Annotated in this window: 13 protein-coding genes and 2 tRNA genes; 6 read left to right on the top strand and 9 right to left on the bottom strand. The window is 60.7% G+C overall.

Annotated features, from left to right (window positions below; translation table 11 throughout):
• Position 1: 1 nt before the first annotated feature.
• A tRNA-Met gene (locus G5168_RS11535) sits at positions 2 to 75 on the bottom strand.
• An 87-nt stretch (positions 76 to 162) separates the two neighbouring features.
• A tRNA-Met gene (locus G5168_RS11540) sits at positions 163 to 239 on the bottom strand.
• Positions 240 to 435: 196 nt separating this feature from the next.
• On the opposite strand from G5168_RS11540, the gene glgX reads away from it, so the two are divergent.
• A complete protein-coding gene (gene glgX / locus G5168_RS11545; RefSeq protein ID WP_421252234.1) occupies positions 436 to 2,499 on the top strand; it encodes a glycogen debranching protein GlgX in 2,064 nt (687 codons plus the stop codon).
• 67 nt (positions 2,500 to 2,566) lie between these two features.
• On the opposite strand, the gene G5168_RS11550 is transcribed toward glgX, so the two are convergent.
• From G5168_RS11550 to G5168_RS11560, 3 genes are all read right to left on the bottom strand, one after another.
• Entirely contained in the window at positions 2,567 to 3,286 is a 720-nt protein-coding gene (locus G5168_RS11550) for a hypothetical protein (protein ID WP_151285685.1), read from the bottom strand.
• Between the two features lie 168 nt (positions 3,287 to 3,454).
• Positions 3,455 to 5,092: an ATP-dependent endonuclease gene (locus G5168_RS11555; RefSeq protein WP_216953487.1), complete on the bottom strand. Its 1,638-nt coding sequence runs from the start codon at positions 5,090 to 5,092 to the stop codon at positions 3,455 to 3,457.
• Between the two features lie 262 nt (positions 5,093 to 5,354).
• Positions 5,355 to 6,233: a helix-turn-helix domain-containing protein gene (locus tag G5168_RS11560; protein WP_421252235.1), complete on the bottom strand. Its 879-nt coding sequence runs from the start codon at positions 6,231 to 6,233 to the stop codon at positions 5,355 to 5,357.
• Positions 6,234 to 6,401: 168 nt separating this feature from the next.
• Here G5168_RS11560 and G5168_RS11565 point away from each other — a divergent pair, with 168 nt between their 5' ends.
• A complete protein-coding gene (locus G5168_RS11565; RefSeq protein WP_167574347.1) occupies positions 6,402 to 7,319 on the top strand; it encodes a DMT family transporter in 918 nt (305 codons plus the stop codon).
• A gap of 69 nt (positions 7,320 to 7,388) precedes the next feature.
• Positions 7,389 to 8,255, top strand: a complete 867-nt coding sequence (locus G5168_RS11570; RefSeq protein WP_103251180.1) for a LysR family transcriptional regulator — start codon at positions 7,389 to 7,391, stop codon at positions 8,253 to 8,255.
• Positions 8,256 to 8,331: 76 nt separating this feature from the next.
• Here the strand turns inward: G5168_RS11570 and G5168_RS11575 are convergent, their stop codons facing one another.
• From G5168_RS11575 to G5168_RS11590, 4 genes are all read right to left on the bottom strand, one after another.
• Entirely contained in the window at positions 8,332 to 9,108 is a 777-nt protein-coding gene (locus G5168_RS11575; protein WP_005333472.1) for a TSUP family transporter, read from the bottom strand.
• A 201-nt stretch (positions 9,109 to 9,309) separates the two neighbouring features.
• Positions 9,310 to 10,065: a tRNA-uridine aminocarboxypropyltransferase gene (locus tag G5168_RS11580; RefSeq protein WP_227342729.1), complete on the bottom strand. Its 756-nt coding sequence runs from the start codon at positions 10,063 to 10,065 to the stop codon at positions 9,310 to 9,312.
• Positions 10,066 to 10,238: 173 nt separating this feature from the next.
• Entirely contained in the window at positions 10,239 to 11,450 is a 1,212-nt protein-coding gene (locus tag G5168_RS11585) for an ROK family transcriptional regulator (protein ID WP_005333476.1), read from the bottom strand.
• Between the two features lie 132 nt (positions 11,451 to 11,582).
• Entirely contained in the window at positions 11,583 to 13,250 is a 1,668-nt protein-coding gene (locus tag G5168_RS11590) for a methyl-accepting chemotaxis protein (protein WP_139406894.1), read from the bottom strand.
• 123 nt (positions 13,251 to 13,373) lie between these two features.
• Between G5168_RS11590 and G5168_RS11595 the strand changes: the two genes are divergently transcribed.
• The 3 genes from G5168_RS11595 (at position 13,374) to glpB (ending at position 17,000) form a co-directional block, all read left to right on the top strand.
• Positions 13,374 to 13,829, top strand: a complete 456-nt coding sequence (locus tag G5168_RS11595) for a YchJ family protein (protein WP_075115082.1) — start codon at positions 13,374 to 13,376, stop codon at positions 13,827 to 13,829.
• A gap of 242 nt (positions 13,830 to 14,071) precedes the next feature.
• A complete protein-coding gene (gene glpA / locus G5168_RS11600) occupies positions 14,072 to 15,745 on the top strand; it encodes an anaerobic glycerol-3-phosphate dehydrogenase subunit A (protein WP_421252236.1) in 1,674 nt (557 codons plus the stop codon).
• On the top strand, positions 15,735 to 17,000 hold the full coding sequence (gene glpB, locus G5168_RS11605) for a glycerol-3-phosphate dehydrogenase subunit GlpB (RefSeq protein WP_158111130.1): 1,266 nt from the start codon (positions 15,735 to 15,737) through the stop codon (positions 16,998 to 17,000). Before glpA ends, glpB begins: the two co-directional genes overlap by 11 nt.
• Positions 17,001 to 17,047 lie beyond the last annotated feature (47 nt).

The raw sequence follows: 17,047 nt of genomic DNA on the forward strand, positions 1-17,047 counted from the left end.
GTTGCGGGGGCCGGATTTGAACCGACGACCTTCGGGTTATGAGCCCGACGAGCTACCGAGCTGCTCCACCCCGCGTCCGAATTGTCACCCTCAAGCCGAGCAGTAGCTTGATGGCGTTTGTCTGCTTTCGACTGTTGACACAATCGCAGGCTGACGAAAAGTTGGTTGCGGGGGCCGGATTTGAACCGACGACCTTCGGGTTATGAGCCCGACGAGCTACCGAGCTGCTCCACCCCGCGTCTGAGGTCGCCAATAATAGGCGCCAGCGCACAGATTGCAAGTAAATATCTCAAAAAAAGTTTATTCGTAGATTAATCAGACAGAGAGTGAGGACATTAGCAGCATCATGCTGTTTTTTCAGGCAATAGAGTCAAAGCCACATACCAGGCACTACACTCAGTGAGATGAACACTCCTCATTTTGGGTAGGTATGATATGCGCATCTCCGCCGGTCACTGCCGTCAGTTGGGGGCGACACCCGACAACCGCGGCGTCAACTTCGCCATCTGGGCCCGCTTGGCCAGCCGGGTAGAGCTGCTGCTTTTCTCCAGTGCCGAAGATGATAGTCCCGAGGTAATTCCCCTCTCCCCCCGTTTCAACCGAACTGCCTACTACTGGCATATCCATATTGGAGGACTCCCCATCGGGCAACGCTACGCCTACCGTATCCAGGGACCATGGCGTCCCTATTGTGGCACACGCTTTGATGGTGACAAGGTTCTGCTCGATCCCTATGGGCGCAGTATTGAACTGGGCCCCAACTATGACCGATGGGCGGCTGCACGCCCCGGCAGCAATATGGCTTGCTGCGCCAAAAATCGGGTAGTCGATACCCGCCACTACAACTGGGAAGGAGACAAACTGCCTGCTCACTCTCTCTCCCGCTCGGTGATTTACGAACTCCATCTGGGGGGGTTTACCAACTCCCCGAGCTCCGGGGTTGATCCTGCATTGCGGGGCACCTATCTTGGATTGATTGAGAAGATCCCCTATCTGCAATCTCTCGGGGTCACCGCCGTTGAACTGCTGCCGGTGTTTCAGTTCGACCCTCAGGATGCTCCCAGGGGGCTATCCAACTACTGGGGATACAGCCCCATGTCCTTTTTCGCCCCCCATGCCCAGTACGCCTGTGGCGATGATCCGCTGACCGAATTTCGCGATATGGTCAAGGCGTTGCACAGGGCCAATATCGAGGTGATCCTGGATGTGGTCTACAACCACACCGCCGAGGGGGGAGATGATGGCCCCACCTTCTCGTTTCGCGGCATCGACAACGAGGCCTACTACATCCTCGACAACAACCAGAAGGACACCAACTACTCGGGCTGTGGCAACACCTTCAACGGCGCACACCCGGTGGTACTGCGGATGATCATGGACAGCCTGCACTTCTGGCGCCAGGAGATGCACGTCGATGGCTTCCGGTTTGATCTGGCTGCCATTTTGTCGCGGGATGAATCGGGCCAGCCACAGGCCAATGCCCCGACCCTGCGCACCATAGATACCGATCCCAAGATCGCCGATATCAAGCTGATCGCCGAAGCCTGGGATGCAGGGGGGCTCTATCAGGTGGGATCACTGGCCGGCGCCCGCTGGCGTGAGTGGAACGGCCAGTTCAGGGACGACGTACGCCGGTTTCTGCGCGGGGATGACAACAGCGTCACCGCCTTTGTCGAACGGTTGTGCGGTAGCCCCGATATCTATCACTATCACCATGCAGATCCCGAGAAGAGCATCAATTTCGTCACCTGCCACGACGGCTTTACCCTGTGGGACTGGGCCAGCTACAACAACAAGCATAACGAGGCCAATGGCGAGCAGAACCGTGATGGCTGTGATCACAACTTCAGCTGGAACCACGGCCATGAAGGGGTAACGGACGATCCCCAGATCAATGCCCTGCGCACGCGCCAAGCCAAGAACATGATGGTGGCAACCCTGTTATCGGTGGGATCCCCGATGCTGTTGATGGGGGATGAACTGCTGCGCACCCAGCACGGCAACAACAACGGTTACTGTCAGGACAACGCGACCTGCTGGATGGATTGGCAACCAACTCCCCGCAGCCAGGAGATGTTCCGCTTCATGAAGGAGCTGATCCAATATCGCAAACATCTGTTCCAGCGCCCGGAGCAGGAGAGCATGCCACTGTCGCTCACCGAAATCCTGCGGCACAGCGAGATCTGCTGGCACGGAGTCAATGCCATGCAGCCAGACTTCAGTCCCCACTCCCATGCCATCGCCATGTCGGCCCTGTCAAGCGAAACCCGACTGGCCCTTTACGTACTGTTTAACGCCTACTGGGAGCCCCTCACCTTCAACCTGCCCAGCCCGCCCAAGGGAGTTGGCGGCTACTGGCGGCGGATCCTCGATACCGCCCTCCCCTCACCGCAAGATATCTGCACTTTCGGCATGCCACTGGAAGGGTTGACCAGAGAGTATCTGGCCCAGCCACGCAGCAGTTGCCTGTTTATCTGCGGGGCCGATGACTTCTATTGATTCTCGAGAGTCAGATATGAAAAAGCCCCGGGCCTTGGCTCGGGGCTTGCTCTTTTCAGTACCAGTGTCAGATCAGCTGGTACAGCACGCTGGTAGCGGCGATCTGGGCGATAAGCAGGCCACACAGGGAAGTGGAAACCACCACAGGCGCGGTATCACGCTGCAAGTAGAGCGGGCTGAACCAGAGCAGCAGGGAAGCCACCAACAAGGCAGCCTGTGTCACCACCGCCGGGATCAGATCATCGAGATTGGCTTCAGCCCCTTGCCAGCCCACCAGCACGGCCAGCCAGATAAGGCTGGCCATGGCGCCCGCCAGCGCAGCCAGCGGCAGAAGAGTATTAAACGCCTTGAGGCGGTGACGGGCTCGCAACAGCATCAGGTGAGCAAAGGCAGCTCCCAGCATCACCATCTGCAATAAACCGCTCACCCAGCCCTGCAGCTGCAGCAGCCCGAAGCCATAAACAGCGAGTGGCAACGCCGGTAGCCAGAGCAGCGTTGAGGGGACTGCACGCTTGCCCTCCAGCCGTGACTGGGCCAGCGACAAGCCGACCCCGAGCACCAGTGCGGCACCACCACTCCAGATCAGCCAACTGGCCGCCTTGGCCTCTACCGCCAGCATCAAGGAGAGCGCGGTAATGACCCAGATGGAGAAGAGCTGCTGAGTGATGCGTGAGCGCTGGCCGGGGCAGATATCACCGCGCCATAACACGATACCGAGGGCAATGAGGGCACCAAGTGCCATCAAGCCGGTAAGGGGAAAGAGCCAAAGTGGGAGTTGGACGAACATGACGCCTCCAGCAGCAAGAATTCGGGAGCGCCACCGGGGCGCCAGAGAAGAGTGGGCGAGTATACCCAAACCTTCGGCTATCCCCAATCACGACAAACAGACCGGCAAAAAATGAGCAGATGCCCCGAAGGTCATGATGCAGCCGACAGGCCCATTATCACACCGACTTCACACCTGACCGCGAGCCAGTGCCACTACCCGCGCAAACATCTGACGCAGCACGGGAGGAATATGCTCGGCACCAAGCCGCTCGGCTTCTTCCACCACCGCCAGTGCCATCCCCGGCTTGCTGCGGTGATGAATCGCCTTATTGATGATATGACTGGCACTCCACATGGCTCGTCCGCCCACCCCTGCTTCCCGCCGGAACACGGCTTCAAAACCATTGTGATAGAGGTAATGTTCAATGTCAGAGGCTGGCAACTGAGTCAACCGATCCCGTTCCCGCTCCCCTTTGAGTTGGCCCCGGGCCGAAGCAGCATACTTGAGCCCCGCCTCGTCGCCATCGGTCAACAGGTGCCACTCGATACCAAAATCCCGCGCCACCTTGATCAGCGGTGACTGGCCGCACTGGGCAAACTCGATAATCCGCACCCCTTCGGCCCGCAAACTGTAACCACAGATCTGGGCCAGCTCGGAGAGCAGCCAGATCTCGGTCTCCCCCTCCACCAGCAGCCAGCAACGGGCAAACAGCGACATGGGGCGGTTGATCCGCACGTGGAAGGCGATCTTGCGCAGATCGTCGCTGCTGTAACGCTCGCCCCCCAGCTGGTGACAGAGGATATCCTGCTGACGGCGCACCAGTCGTCGCACCTGATTGAGCGGCAGGGAAGAGAGCAGATCTCCCGAGTTGGTGGTGAGCAGCTTCTGGCCCGGCAGTTGTTCCAGCAGCCCCCACGCCAGCGCCAGCATGGTCGGGTGCAGCCGGCTCTCAGGATCCTCCAGGATCATGATGGGACGGGCCCCCTCCTCCAGCTCGCGATTGCCTCGCGCCTGCAGCAGGGTCGCCGCCATCCCGGCCATCGCCAGTTGCAGGGTGCGGTTATCGGCATGGCGCAGCAGGGTGTGCAGGTTGCCAGGATTGCGCAACGTCATGGGACGATTGATGATGTCACGCTGGCTGCGCGGTTTGTTCTTGATGGGGGCCAGAGCGTTGAAATAGTGATCCATCAGCTGGCGCACTGCTTGCAGCGCCTCCTTCAACTCCGGCTCCCCGATGCGCTGGGGCTCATCGATCAGCTTGTCGGCCAGTTCACTGAGTCTGTGCTCCGAGAGATCTCCCCACTGCAGGGTTTCCACCCCGTTGCGGGCACTGCGAGCGTCCCGCAGCCGGAACACCGGGTTCATGGTGATCAGCAGGCTAACCAGTTCGTTAGTATTGGCAATAGGCAGGCTCTTGCCCACCCCGTCGAGAAAGTCGTGAATGGTGAGCACAGAGCCATCAGCTTGCAGCTCGGCACTGGCACGATAGTGGATGCGATGAAACTTGTCCTTGTGCAGCACCCAGGAGGCGCCAAGACGAGCCAGACGGCGAGAATGCTGGCACATTTGTGGCCTGTGCTCACTGAAGGTGAGCACCAGTTGCAGATGACGCGAAGGGGCCAGCTCGGGATCTTCCGGTTGGTGAAAATCATCGGCGGTGAACTGATAGGGCTCGGCATTTTGCCCCAGCAGACACCAGAGCGCGCGCAACAGGCTCGACTTGCCCCAGGTATTCTCGCCAATCAGCACTGTGGTGTGATCCAACCCGAGCGAAAGACGATTTATACCGCGAAAACCTTTTACTTCAATACGTTCCAGAAACATCCTGCAATGTCCACGTCACTCAGATTGAGCAATAGTGGCAAAGTTAACTGGAAAATCCTATCGGCAGCCGGGCTTTTTCAACGTGAACTGTGAGGCACTGCAGGTTCGGGAGGGGTGACGACAGCGGTGCGATCTTGCGGGGCATTCCAGTGGCTGAACCAAAGGTGACGGGTACGGATTTGACGTTTGCGATAATTCAATGGGCATTCCTTTCAATGGATAAGTGGTAGAGAGTACACCTCTTTTGCCCAAAGTCTCAGGCTTATCTGTGACGGGAAGATGACAATTGCGCCCGCCACTGCCCCGGCGTCAAACCAAACGCCTCGCGAAAACGATTACCGAAATGGGCCTGCGAAGAGAAGCCACACTGACTGGCGATGCTGGCCAGCGGCTCGGGGCCAGTCAACAGCTGCTTGGCCCGTTTGAGCCGCAGCCCCAGCAGGTAACGGTGGGGCGGGCAGCCGAGACTCTGGCCGAACATGCGGGCAAAGTGATACTCGCTCAGCCCCGCCTGCTGGGCCAGCTCTGCCAGCGTGACCGAATCGGCCAGATGGGCCTGCAGATACTCCTGCACCCGCTTGATCACCACGGGCGCCAGCCCGCCGCGCAGAGGCGGCAGACCGGGAGCCTCCTCGGTGTGGTGGCGATAGGCCTGGAGGATCAACATCCAGGCGCCGTGGGAGAGTGCCAACCGATCGACCCCTTGCTGCCACTGAAGCTGCATCAACTGGCGCTGCACCAGCGAAGCCGCCTGCGGATCGTCGATAAAGGTCTTGTCCACCAGTTGCAGGTGGCGCCCCTCCTTGTCACACACCTCCTCGGCGATACGGGTGAGGTGAGCCGGGGTGAAGTAGAGATGAAAGAAGCGAAACTCTTCGCGCACCAGCCACTCGGATCTGTGGTGATCCGGCATGATGCACACCTTGCCGGTGCCGCCGTGGCCACCCGGCCCATCGAGTCGCTCGGTCTGCTCGCCTCCTTGCAGATAGACGCTCAGGGTGTGGTGGCCCGGCTTGTGATAGCGGGTCTGGTCATAGCAGTTGCGCCAACTGGCGACGCCAAGCCCGGGTTCGAGCCAGCAAGCGTCGTCCAGCCGGGCGCCGGTGCTGACCAGAGCATCAAATACCCCTGCTGTTTTCATTCGCCCCTGCCGCCTGTTCCGGTGTAAGTGTTATGTCGCTGCCACCCATCTTACCGACCGCGCCCGCAGATGACAGCGCAGGGCGATGAAAAACCGCAAGATGGTGCAATCCAGCCATCAGGGCTTGCCCCATAGTGGGTCATCTCTCCCTGACTCACCGGAACAGTGATGAACCTGATGCTCTATCTTGCCACCGTGCTTATCTGGGGCAGCACCTGGATTGCCATCGCCTGGCAACTTGGCCCCATCCCCATCGAGGTGTCGGTGCTCTACCGCTTCCTGCTGGCTGCGGTGGCACTGTTTGCCCTGCTCACCGCCAGCGGCCGCTTTCCGCGCCTGCCGTGGCATGGCCAGCGCTATGCGGCGCTGCTCGGTGCCCTGCTCTTTTCCACCAATTTTCTCTGTTTCTACCACGCCACCCGCTATATCCCGAGCGGCATGTCGGCGGTGATCTTTGCCAGTGCCAGCATCTTCAACGGCCTCAACCTCTGGCTGTTCGAGAACAAGCGCCCCACCCTGCGCTGGCTGCAAGGCTCCTTGCTGGGGCTCTTTGGCACCCTGCTGCTGTTCTGGCCGGTGCTGGCGGATGCGCAACTGGGTGCAAACGGCTGGAAGGGGCTGCTGCTCGCCTGCGGCGGCACCCTCTGCTTTTCGCTGGGCAATCTGGTCTCGGCACGGGGCCAACGCCATGGCTACCACGTACTGCAACTGGTGCCCTGGGGCATGGTTTACGGCGTGGTGCTGTTGCTGGGCTGGGTCATATTGCTAGGCCAACAGCTGGTGGTGCCGACCGATGGCCACTATCTGGTGGCCATGGTCTACCTCGCCCTGTTTGGCTCGGTGATCGCCTTTACCGCCTATCTGACGCTGGTGGGGCGCATCGGTGCCAGCAAGGCCTCCTACGCCACCGTGCTCTTTCCATTGGTGGCGCTTACCCTCTCCACCTTCTATGAAGGCTTTGTCTGGCAACCGGTCTCGGTGGCCGGAGTGGTGATCAGCCTGATCGGCAATCTGGTGATCTTCGCGCCGCCCTTGAGCGAATGGCGCATTCGACCGGCCAAGGCAGCAAACGACCCTTGCTCCTGAGCCAGTCAGCCCCTAAGGTAGCGCTGATCAATCTGTGACGATCCTGATGGCGATAAACAAGGGGGCGAGATGTTACTGGAAGGGCTGGAGACGCTGAGCCTACTGGCAAGTGAAGGAACCATGGCCAAGGTGGCCAGTCGCCTCTATATCAGCCAGTCGGCGGTGAGCAAGCGGATTGCCCAGCTGGAGCAGCGCCTCGGCAAGAAGCTGATCGAGCCGGAGGGGCGCCAGATCCGCCTCACCCCGCAGGCCAAGGAGCTGCTTGAGCGAGTGGCCCCGAGTCTGGCCGAAATGAAAGGGGTGCTTGCCGATAGTCAGGATCTGGCGGATCAGAGTCCTCTCCCCATCGCCTGCTCCGAAACCCTGCTGGCGGGTTATCTCGCCCACTTCATGCGCGACTATCTGGAGCACGATCCCCACCTTGCCCTCTCTACCCACCACACGCCGGTCATTCTGGCGCGGGTGCGCAGCGGTGATGCCCTGCTCGGCATCTGCGCCGGTCGGCTCCCACCCGGCCATGGCCTCGGCGCCGATCTGCTACTGGAAGAGCCCTTTTATCTGGTTGGCGAGGCGCAGCAGAGCCTGCCGCCAGCCAGCGCAGAAAGCAGGCGCAAGATCCTCACCATGGATCTGGAGAACCCCTCCAACCGCTACCTGCGCGAACCGCTGGCAGATATGGGATTGGAGCCCACCATGGAGCTCGACTCCTATCTGGCGCTCATCGAACTCGCCAAGGCAGGCATTGGCCCTGTGCTGCTCCCCGCTGGCCTGCTGGGGCTGGTGGGCGAACAGGGGGAGATGGCGCGCCCACTGCCCGGGCTGGGCCGCCCCCTCCATCTGGTCTACCGACCAAACAGCCTAAAGCGCGAGCGCATTGCCCAGCTGGTGAGCACCCTGCACCAACACTTTAGCCACCGCAGCGACACGCCGAGCTAGCGCTGTAAAACACCAGATGTGACAACGGGGCCCTTGGGCCCCGTTAACAATTGCGATGCGGCAAGCAAGGCGCACATCAGATCCAGGCAAACAGCTCCGGATACTGGCTCCAGACCAGCTTGGCAGACATCAGCAAGGAGACGGTCACCAGCAGCGGCTTGATCAGCTTCACCCCTTTTTTCAACACCATCTTGGAGCCAAAGCGAGCGCCGATGAACTGCCCCAGCGCCATGCAGAAGCCGACACTCCACACCACCTTGCCACCGAGCGCAAAGAACAGCAGGGAGGCGATATTCGAGGTGAAGTTGAGCAGCTTGGTATGGGCGGTGGCGCGCGCCATGCCAAAGCCCGCCAGCGCCACAAAACCGATGGCAAAAAACGAACCTGTGCCCGGCCCGAAGAAGCCGTCATAAAAGCCGACCCCGCCCCCCACCAGCAGCGCAAACAGCATGGGAGTCAGACGGCGGGAGCTCTCGGCATCGCTTACCCGCGGCGAGAAGTAGAAGTAGCAGGCAAAGGCCATCAGCAGGAAAGGGAGCAGGCGCTCGAGAATGGCGGCGTCTATGGTCTGCACCGCCAGCGTGCCGATGGCCGCACCGATAAAGGTGCAGATCACCGCAGGCCAGATCATGGCCCACTCCAGCAGCCCCTTGCGGGCATAGAACCAGGTGGCGGAGAAAGAGCCAAAACTGCTCTGCAGCTTGTTGGTGCCAAGCACCAGCGCCGGCGGCATGCCTGTCGCCAGCAGCGCCGGCACCGTCAACAGGCCGCCGCCACCGGCGATGGCATCGATAAAGCCGGCGACAAGCGCTACACCGAACAGGGCAAACAGGGTAACCAGTTCCAATTCCATCCATAGACCTCACGAGAGTGGGTTGCCCTAAGGGGTTGGGCAACCGGAGAACACCAAAACGACGTTGTGCGGGGAGCACAGGCTGTCCGCTATCCTAGCGGGCCACTGACCATGAATCTAACGAAACAGTGGCAGCCAATTGATTCCTGATTTTCATTAATTTGAGCGGCCACGCCCCTGCCCCAACCCTCAGAGGGCCCGTTACAGCGCGGGTGACGGGACTTCCGCTTCCTTGATGGCCGCCAGCGCCTCACATAGATGATCCTCATCGGCACCGGGGAAACGGCTGACCCGACCGGCCATGTAGCGGCTGCTGAACAGATTGAACCAGTGCTGCAGTGCCTGCCCCGCCTTGAGCTCTCCCGCAACTTCCAGCACGCAGGCCGCCACTTCGGCGGTGCAGAGGTGCTCCTCGCTGTTGGCCACCCGCATGCCGTAGGTGGAGAGCGCATCGGGTTTGATGGCAAGCACCGGAAAACCGTCCAGGTAGGGGCTCTTGTTGAACATCTTGCGCGCCTCCGGCCAGGTGCCATCGAGCAGGATAAAGAGCGGTTTTTTACCCGGTGTCAGCGTCACCTCGCCGGTCAGGCGGGCAGGCTCCTTCTCGCAAGCGGGAAAGACCACATAGGGCTGCCAGGTGGGATCGGCCAGCAGGGCCAGCAGCTCGGGATGGGGTTGGGTGCGTGACCAGAGAAACGCCCAGGTGGTATCCGGTAACACATCGGCGATGAGGCGACCGGTGTTGGAGGGCTTCATCGGCTCGCTGTCATACATCAGCAGGCAAAAGCCCGCCTCCGCTTTGAGCTCGGGGCGCCACTCGCAGGCACACCAATCCTCGCGCAGCTGACAGGCCGGACAGCGGGCCAAGGTGCCGCCACGGGCAAGAAACGGTCGGGTAGAGATACTCTTGCGCCAAGCCCGCAGGCGGTTGACGGCGTGATCAGGAACAGGCTTCATCTAGGTTCACAACTGGAGTCAAAACAGGAACGGCAGCGGTGCCAACATGTCATGGCGCCACAGGGCGCGATAACAGGGGGCTGCCGGAAAAGCGCAAGATTGTACCGAGTTACGCGCTGGCGGAACAGCAATCCCTGCCCCTTTCGCCAGACGCAGTGCCAACTCCTCTTGTCTTACGACTCCTGACAGCTGCGCAGCAGCTCCAGCAACAGGCTGCCATCGCGCAGTGCCTTGTGCACCTGCACCGAGGTGGGCTTGGTGGGATCTTCGTAGAAGTGGGTGGATTCAATCTGCAGCCGCACCAGATATTCGGCGGGCAACTGGCTGGCCAGCGACTGGTGCAGCATGGGGAACAGCAGCCGATCGGCACGGGTGATCTCGCCCCCGAGCAGCAGCTTGCCCGGATTGAGCAGGCAGATGAGATTGGAGAGTACCTTGGAGAGACGACCCGCCGCCTGATGGAGAATATCCTGACAGAGGCTGTTGCCTGCCAGCGCCAGCTCGCACAGCTCGCGGATGGTGACGCTCTCGGGCAAGTCGTGCTCCTGCATCCGCTCGCGCAGATCCCGGTATTGCGCCTCCAGCGCCTGATTGGTCACCAGGGTGCAGGCACAACCAAAGCCGCCGCAGTAGCAGCGCTGGCCATAGGGCTCGAGCTGCAGGTGGCTGAGATCCCCGAGCAGCGCATTCTCGCTCTCGATGAGCTGACCATTGACCACCATGCCGACCCCGATGTCGTTGTGGACAAACACCAGCACCGCATCGGCGCAATTTTTGGCGGCACCCCACTCCCGCTCGGCCTGGATCCAGGTGCGCACATCACCGCTCACCAGCACAGGTACCGAGAACGCCTGTTGCAGTGTCGGGCCAAGGGGCCAGTTGCGCAGATCGTAGAAGGGGAAGTGCTTGACCATGCCGGAGTGGCGCTCTACCTGACCCGGCAGACAGAGGGCGATACAGGCCAGACTGAGGGACTTTCTCGGCAAAAACACCTTGATGGCATGCACCAGACTGCCCAGCAGATCGGCGCGCTCCTCCTCGGTAAAGAGGTGGCGCTGGCGGGCCAGCGAACGACCGGAGAAGTCAAACAACGCCATATCCACGTAGCCACGGCCAAGACGCATGGAGAGAAACTGGAAGCGGCGCTCGTTGATGCGCAGCAAGGTCTGACGACGGCCGCGCCCCACCGAACTTTCACCACAGGTGACCACCAGACCCCCATCGAGCAGTTCCCTGGTGATCTTGGTGATACTGGCTGGCGAGAGACCGGTCAGGCGGGAGAGATCGGTGCGCGACAGCTCCTTGTGCTCTTCCAGGCTGGCATAGACCAGGCCGTAGTTGAGTTGCCGGATCAAATCGATACTACCTTTCACGATCTCATTCATAGGGTATGGGGCAAAGGCTGAAAAAAAGAGGCTGGCAATTTTCACACATTATTGGTCAATCCCCAAATAAAGTGCGGCCTGAACCGGGGGTCAGGCCGCATCTTGTGGTTGCCGTCACGGACCATTGCAAGATTAATAACGGAATTGCGATACCAGTTTGCGCAATTTGTCGCCGGTACTGGCCAGATCGCGGGTGGTGCTGTTGGATTCCACCGCCGCGCTGGTCAGCTCGCTGACAATCTGCTGAATGGCCACCAGGTTCTTGTTGATCTCCTCCGATACCGCGTGCTGCTCCTCGGCGGCGGTGGCGATCTGGATGTTCATGTCGTTGATAGTACTGACCGCCATCACCATGCTGTCGAGGGAGCTGGCGATATGGCTCGCCTCTTGCACCGTCTCCTGACTGCGATCCTCGCTCGCCTGCATCACCTCCACAGCCTGCTTCACCCCGCCCTGCAGACGTTGCAGCATCTCGTTGATCTCCTTGGTGCTTTGTTGGGTACGACCGGCCAGCGAACGCACTTCGTCCGCCACCACCGCAAAGCCCCGCCCCTGCTCACCGGCGCGGGCCGCCTCGATGGCAGCGTTCAGCGCCAGCAGATTGGTCTGCTCGGCAATGCCGCGAATGACCTCCACCACTGAGCCAATCTTGGCGGTCTCTTGCGCCAATTGTTCGATAACGCCGGAGGCAGTATGCACCTCCCCCACCAGCCGATTGATACTGTTGATAGCCCCGCTCACCACACCCCGTGCGGCATCCGATTCACGGGCCGCATCGCTGGTTGCTGTCGCAGCATTGGAGGCACTGGCCGCCACCTCCTGAGCGGTGGAGCTCATCTCGGTCACTGCGGTAACCACTTGGTCGGTCTCGCGACTGTGGCCCTGCATCTGATGGTCATAGTGTTCGCTCAGATGGTGCAGCTTGTCGACCGCGCTAAAGAGGTGGTTGCTGGTCTCGCCCACCTGACTCACCACCGACTGGATCCGCTCGACAAAGCGGTTGAAAGCGCTGGCCAGCTGGCCAATCTCGTCCTGACTCTGCACCTTGAGGCGCTGGGTCAGATCCCCGTCGCCGTTGGCGATATCGTTCAATGCCAGTACCGCATCCGCCAGCGGCTTGGTGACCCGGTTGCCCACAATAACGGTCGCCGCCAGGGTGATACCGAGGATCAGCAGGATCACCAGCACACTGCTCTGCAACGAGGCATGCATGTTGCTCTCGCGCTCTGCCCGCAAGGCCGCCAGCTCGTTGTCGATATCATCGATATAAAAACCGGTACCAATGGCCCACTGGTATTTGTCCAGCACCAGAGTAAAGGCCAGCTTGGGGGCATCGCGACCGATGGAGGGCTTGGCCGTCCAGTATTCGGTAAAACCATCCCCCTGACGGGCCGACTTGAGGATCTCCTGGATCAGCAATTTGCCCTTGGCATCCTTGTCGTTCCAGCGGTTTTTCCCCTCCAGCTCAGTACGCACCGGCAACAGTATGGTGTTGCCCTCGAAGTCATAGACAAAGAAGTAGCCATCACTGCTGTAACGCAGCGGTCTTAGCAACTCTTTGACCTTTTGTCGATTTTCCGGAGAATCCGGCAGAGAATACACGGCATCGACGGCGGTTTTGGCCATCATGATGTAACTGCTGAGCAGCGCCTTGCGCTCCTTGATGGCATTTTCTCTCGCCACCACCAGATCAGACTCCAGATCACTCTTGGAGACCATGTAGTTACTGAGATTGACCACCAGGGCCATCAACAGTACGGGGACTGCACCCAGTAACAGGATTTTCTGCTTTAGCGTCATCTTTCACATCCTTGCAGCTGTTTTTATTGGAATTCCTTGCTTACTCATCAGTATAGGTGCTGGCAGGGCGAGCCCAGCTTTCGTTACAATTCCCTTAAACAAATCGGCCAGAACGTGAAAATCATGAATCTTTGCCCTTGCGGCTCAACCCTTTCTCTCGAATTGTGCTGTGGCTCACGTCACAGTGGCGCTGTGGCTGACACCCCGGAACAGCTGATGCGCTCTCGCTACAGCGCCTTTGTGCTCGGTCTGGGGGAGTATCTGGTCCATAGCTGGCACCCGGCCCACCTTGGCGGTCTCACCGCCGAAGAGCTTTCACGCATCGACACCCGCTGGGATGGTCTCGAGATCATCGCCAGCCAGGGCGGCCCGGAGGATGAAACCGGGATGGTGGAGTTCAAAGCCTGGTTTCTGGAAGGGGATGAGCGTCACTGCCTCCATGAGCGTTCCCGCTTCGTGCGTTATCAGGGGCGCTGGGTCTACACCGAGGGAGAGCAGGATCCGGCGCCCCTCAAGGCGGGACGCAACGATCCCTGCCCCTGTGGCAGCGGCAAAAAGCACAAGAAGTGCTGCGGCTGACCCATAACACACCCACCAGACTCGTCAAACAGTGACAAGGGGCATCCGATGCCCCTTTTTTGTACCTGCCATTCGCCACCAGCCCATTAACCGCTGCGATAACAAGCGTGACAAATGTCACATAATGCTCATTAACGCGCGAGCAAATGAGCGTTTGCGAACGCAAATTTGGCCCATATCAAACATTTCCACTCAGAAGTAGGCCACACTGGCTTCATCTGGAAGAGATGAGACGGGCAACAATGAAAAGAATAACTACACAAGTCGTCATCATAGGCGGCGGTGCCACAGGGGCCGGCATCATGCGCGATTGCGCACTGCGCGGCATCGACTGCATCCTGCTCGAGCGCGATGATATCGCCGCCGGCACCACCGGCCGCAACCACGGCCTGCTCCACTCCGGTGCCCGCTACGCGGTAACGGATCAGGAGTCCGCCCGCGAATGCATCCAGGAAAACCGCATCCTCAAGCGGATTGCCAGCCACTGTGTCGAGGACACGGGCGGCCTCTTCCTCACCCTGCCGGAAGATGACATCAATTTCCAAACCACCTTTATGGATGCCTGCGCCCTGGCCGGTATCGAAACTCGCCAACTTGATCCCGGTGAAGCCCTGCGCATGGAGCCCAACGCCAACCCGGCGATGATCGGCGCCATCCATGTGCCGGATGGCACGGTCGATCCGTTCCGCCTCGCCGCCGCCAACGTGCTGGACGCGAAAGAGCACGGCGCCCGCATTTTCACCCACTGCAAGGTGCTGGGGCTGCTGCGCACGCAAGATCGGGTACACGGGGTCAAGGCGATCAATACCCGCACCGGCGAAGCGTTCGAGGTGGAGTGTCAGGAGGTGATCAACGCCGCCGGCATCTGGGGCCAGCAAATTTGCGAATACGCCGATCTCGGCATCCGCATGTTCCCGGCCAAAGGCTCCCTGCTCATCATGGATTACCGCATCAACCAGTTGGTGCTCAACCGCGCCCGCAAACCGGCGGATGCGGACATTCTGGTGCCGGGCGATACAATCTCCCTCATCGGCACCACCTCCAGTCGCATCGATTACAACAAGATTGACCAGCTCACCGTCGAACCCGAAGAGGTAGAGGTGCTGCTGCGCGAGGGGATCAAGCTTGCCCCCATCATGGCGCGCACCCGCCTGCTGCGCGCCTACGCGGGCGTTCGCCCGCTGGTGGCGGTGGACGGTGACGACACCGGCCGCAACATCAGCCGCGGAATAGTGCTGCTGGATCACGCCGAGCGCGATGGCCTCAAGGGGTTCAACACTATCACCGGCGGCAAGCTGATGACCTACCGCCTGATGGCGGAGTGGGCCACCGATCTGCTGGCCAAGAAGCTCGGTAACAACAAACCCTGCCAGACCGCCGAGCTGAGCCTGCCTGGCTCGCGGGACCCGGAGAAGGTCTCCGCTCCCGGTCTCTCGGTGCCGGTCGAAGGCTCAGCCCAGTACCGCCACGGCGAGCGGGTCATCGCCTTCTTCCGTGACAACCCCAAAGCCAACGCCCTCATCTGCGAGTGCGAAATGGTCACCGCAGGCGAAATCGAATACGCCCTGCGCGAACTGGATGTGGACAACCTCATCGATCTGCGCCGCCGCACCCGTCTGGGAATGGGGCCCTGTCAGGGCGAGCTGTGTGCCTACCGCGCCGCCGGCCTGATGCAGGAGTATGGCAAGGCGGACGGTCGTCAGGCCTGCGTCATGCTGCGCCAGTTCCTCGAGGAGCGTTACAAGGGAACCCGCCCGGTGCTGTGGGGCGATGCCCTGCGCGAGGCCGAGTTCACCTACTGGATCTACGAAGGGCTGTTTGGCCTGGGGGAATGGACGGCGCCACAGCTGGTCGCCGATACCCCACGCGACCCAACCAGCGAGACCACTCACAAGGAGAGCCGTCATGAAGTTTGACAATATCGTTATCGGCGGTGGCATGGCGGGACTCTCGGCTGCCCTGCGGCTGGTGGAGGCAGGCCAGAAGACCCTGCTGATGGCCTCCGGCCAGAGTGCCCTGCACTTCTCCTCCGGCTCGGTCGATCTGCTCGAAAGCGAGGGAGATCCCCGCGCCGCCCTGCCCGCCTTTATGGCTGCCCATCCGGATCACCCCTACAGCAAAGTAGGAATGCAAAATATCGAAGCGAGTCTGGCCGATCTGCAGCGCCACTGCGCCGAGCAGGGATTGCCGCTGGTTCGCCAAGACACCAATCACCAGCGCCTGACTCCCATCGGTACCCTAAAGCGCACCTGGCTCTCCCCCGATACCTGTGCCTGCGTCACCGATGCGCCGATCCCGGATGTACTGCTGCTGGCCACCCTTGAGGGCTTTCGCGACTTTCATCCGGCACTGGCGGCCGCCAATCTGGCGACCCATCCGCGCTTTGCCCACTGCCGCATTCTGACCGGCGAAATCCGCCTGCCCCAGCTGGCGGAATTCAGCCGCAATCCCCACGAGTTTCGCTCAGCCGACATCGCGCGCCTCTGTGACAAACACCATCTGGTAGCGGACCTGGCCCGCGAGATCAGCCGCATGGTGCAGGAGAGCGGTGTACCCGGCTGCCGCCATATCGTGCTGCCCGCCTGCCTGTCTCTGGGGCTGGTTGGCCCGCGTCTGGCGGAGCTGGAGCAGCGCACCGGCTGCACCATCAAGGAGGTGGCCACCATGCCGCCGTCTCTGATCGGAATGAGAATGCAGGAGGCGCTCAAGCGCCGCTTTATGGCCCTTGGTGGCACCTTCCTCACCAGCGAGCGGGTGCTGGGCGCCCGTTACGACGGTGACCGGGTGGTCGGTGTACATACCCAGAATGGCGATGATCAGCTGTTCGAGGCAGACAACTTTGTGCTTGCCTCCGGCAGCTTCTTCAGCCGCGGGCTGGAGTCCCGTCTGCGTGGCATTCGCGAACCCATCTTCGATGCCGATGTGTTGAGTCTGGAGGAGCGCGATGCCTGGGCCGGTCGCCGCCTGTTCGATCACCACCCCTTTATGGGCTTCGGGGTCAAGACCGACGACAAGCTCAGAGTGCTGCGTGGCGGCAAGCCGTTCACCAACCTCTATGGTGCGGGCAGTGTCTTGGCCCATTACGACCCAATTCGTGAAGGTTCCGGCTCCGGTGTTGCCGTTGCCACCGGCTGGCAGGCTGCCGGCCATATTCTGGGCGCTGCCCAATGATTACTACGTCCCATATCCCGTGTCTTCATCATCGCCGGGAGGAGAAC

This window comes from Aeromonas sp. 600724 (assembly GCF_049175135.1).
GTDB classification, from domain to species: Bacteria; Pseudomonadota; Gammaproteobacteria; order Enterobacterales; family Aeromonadaceae; genus Aeromonas; species Aeromonas veronii_A.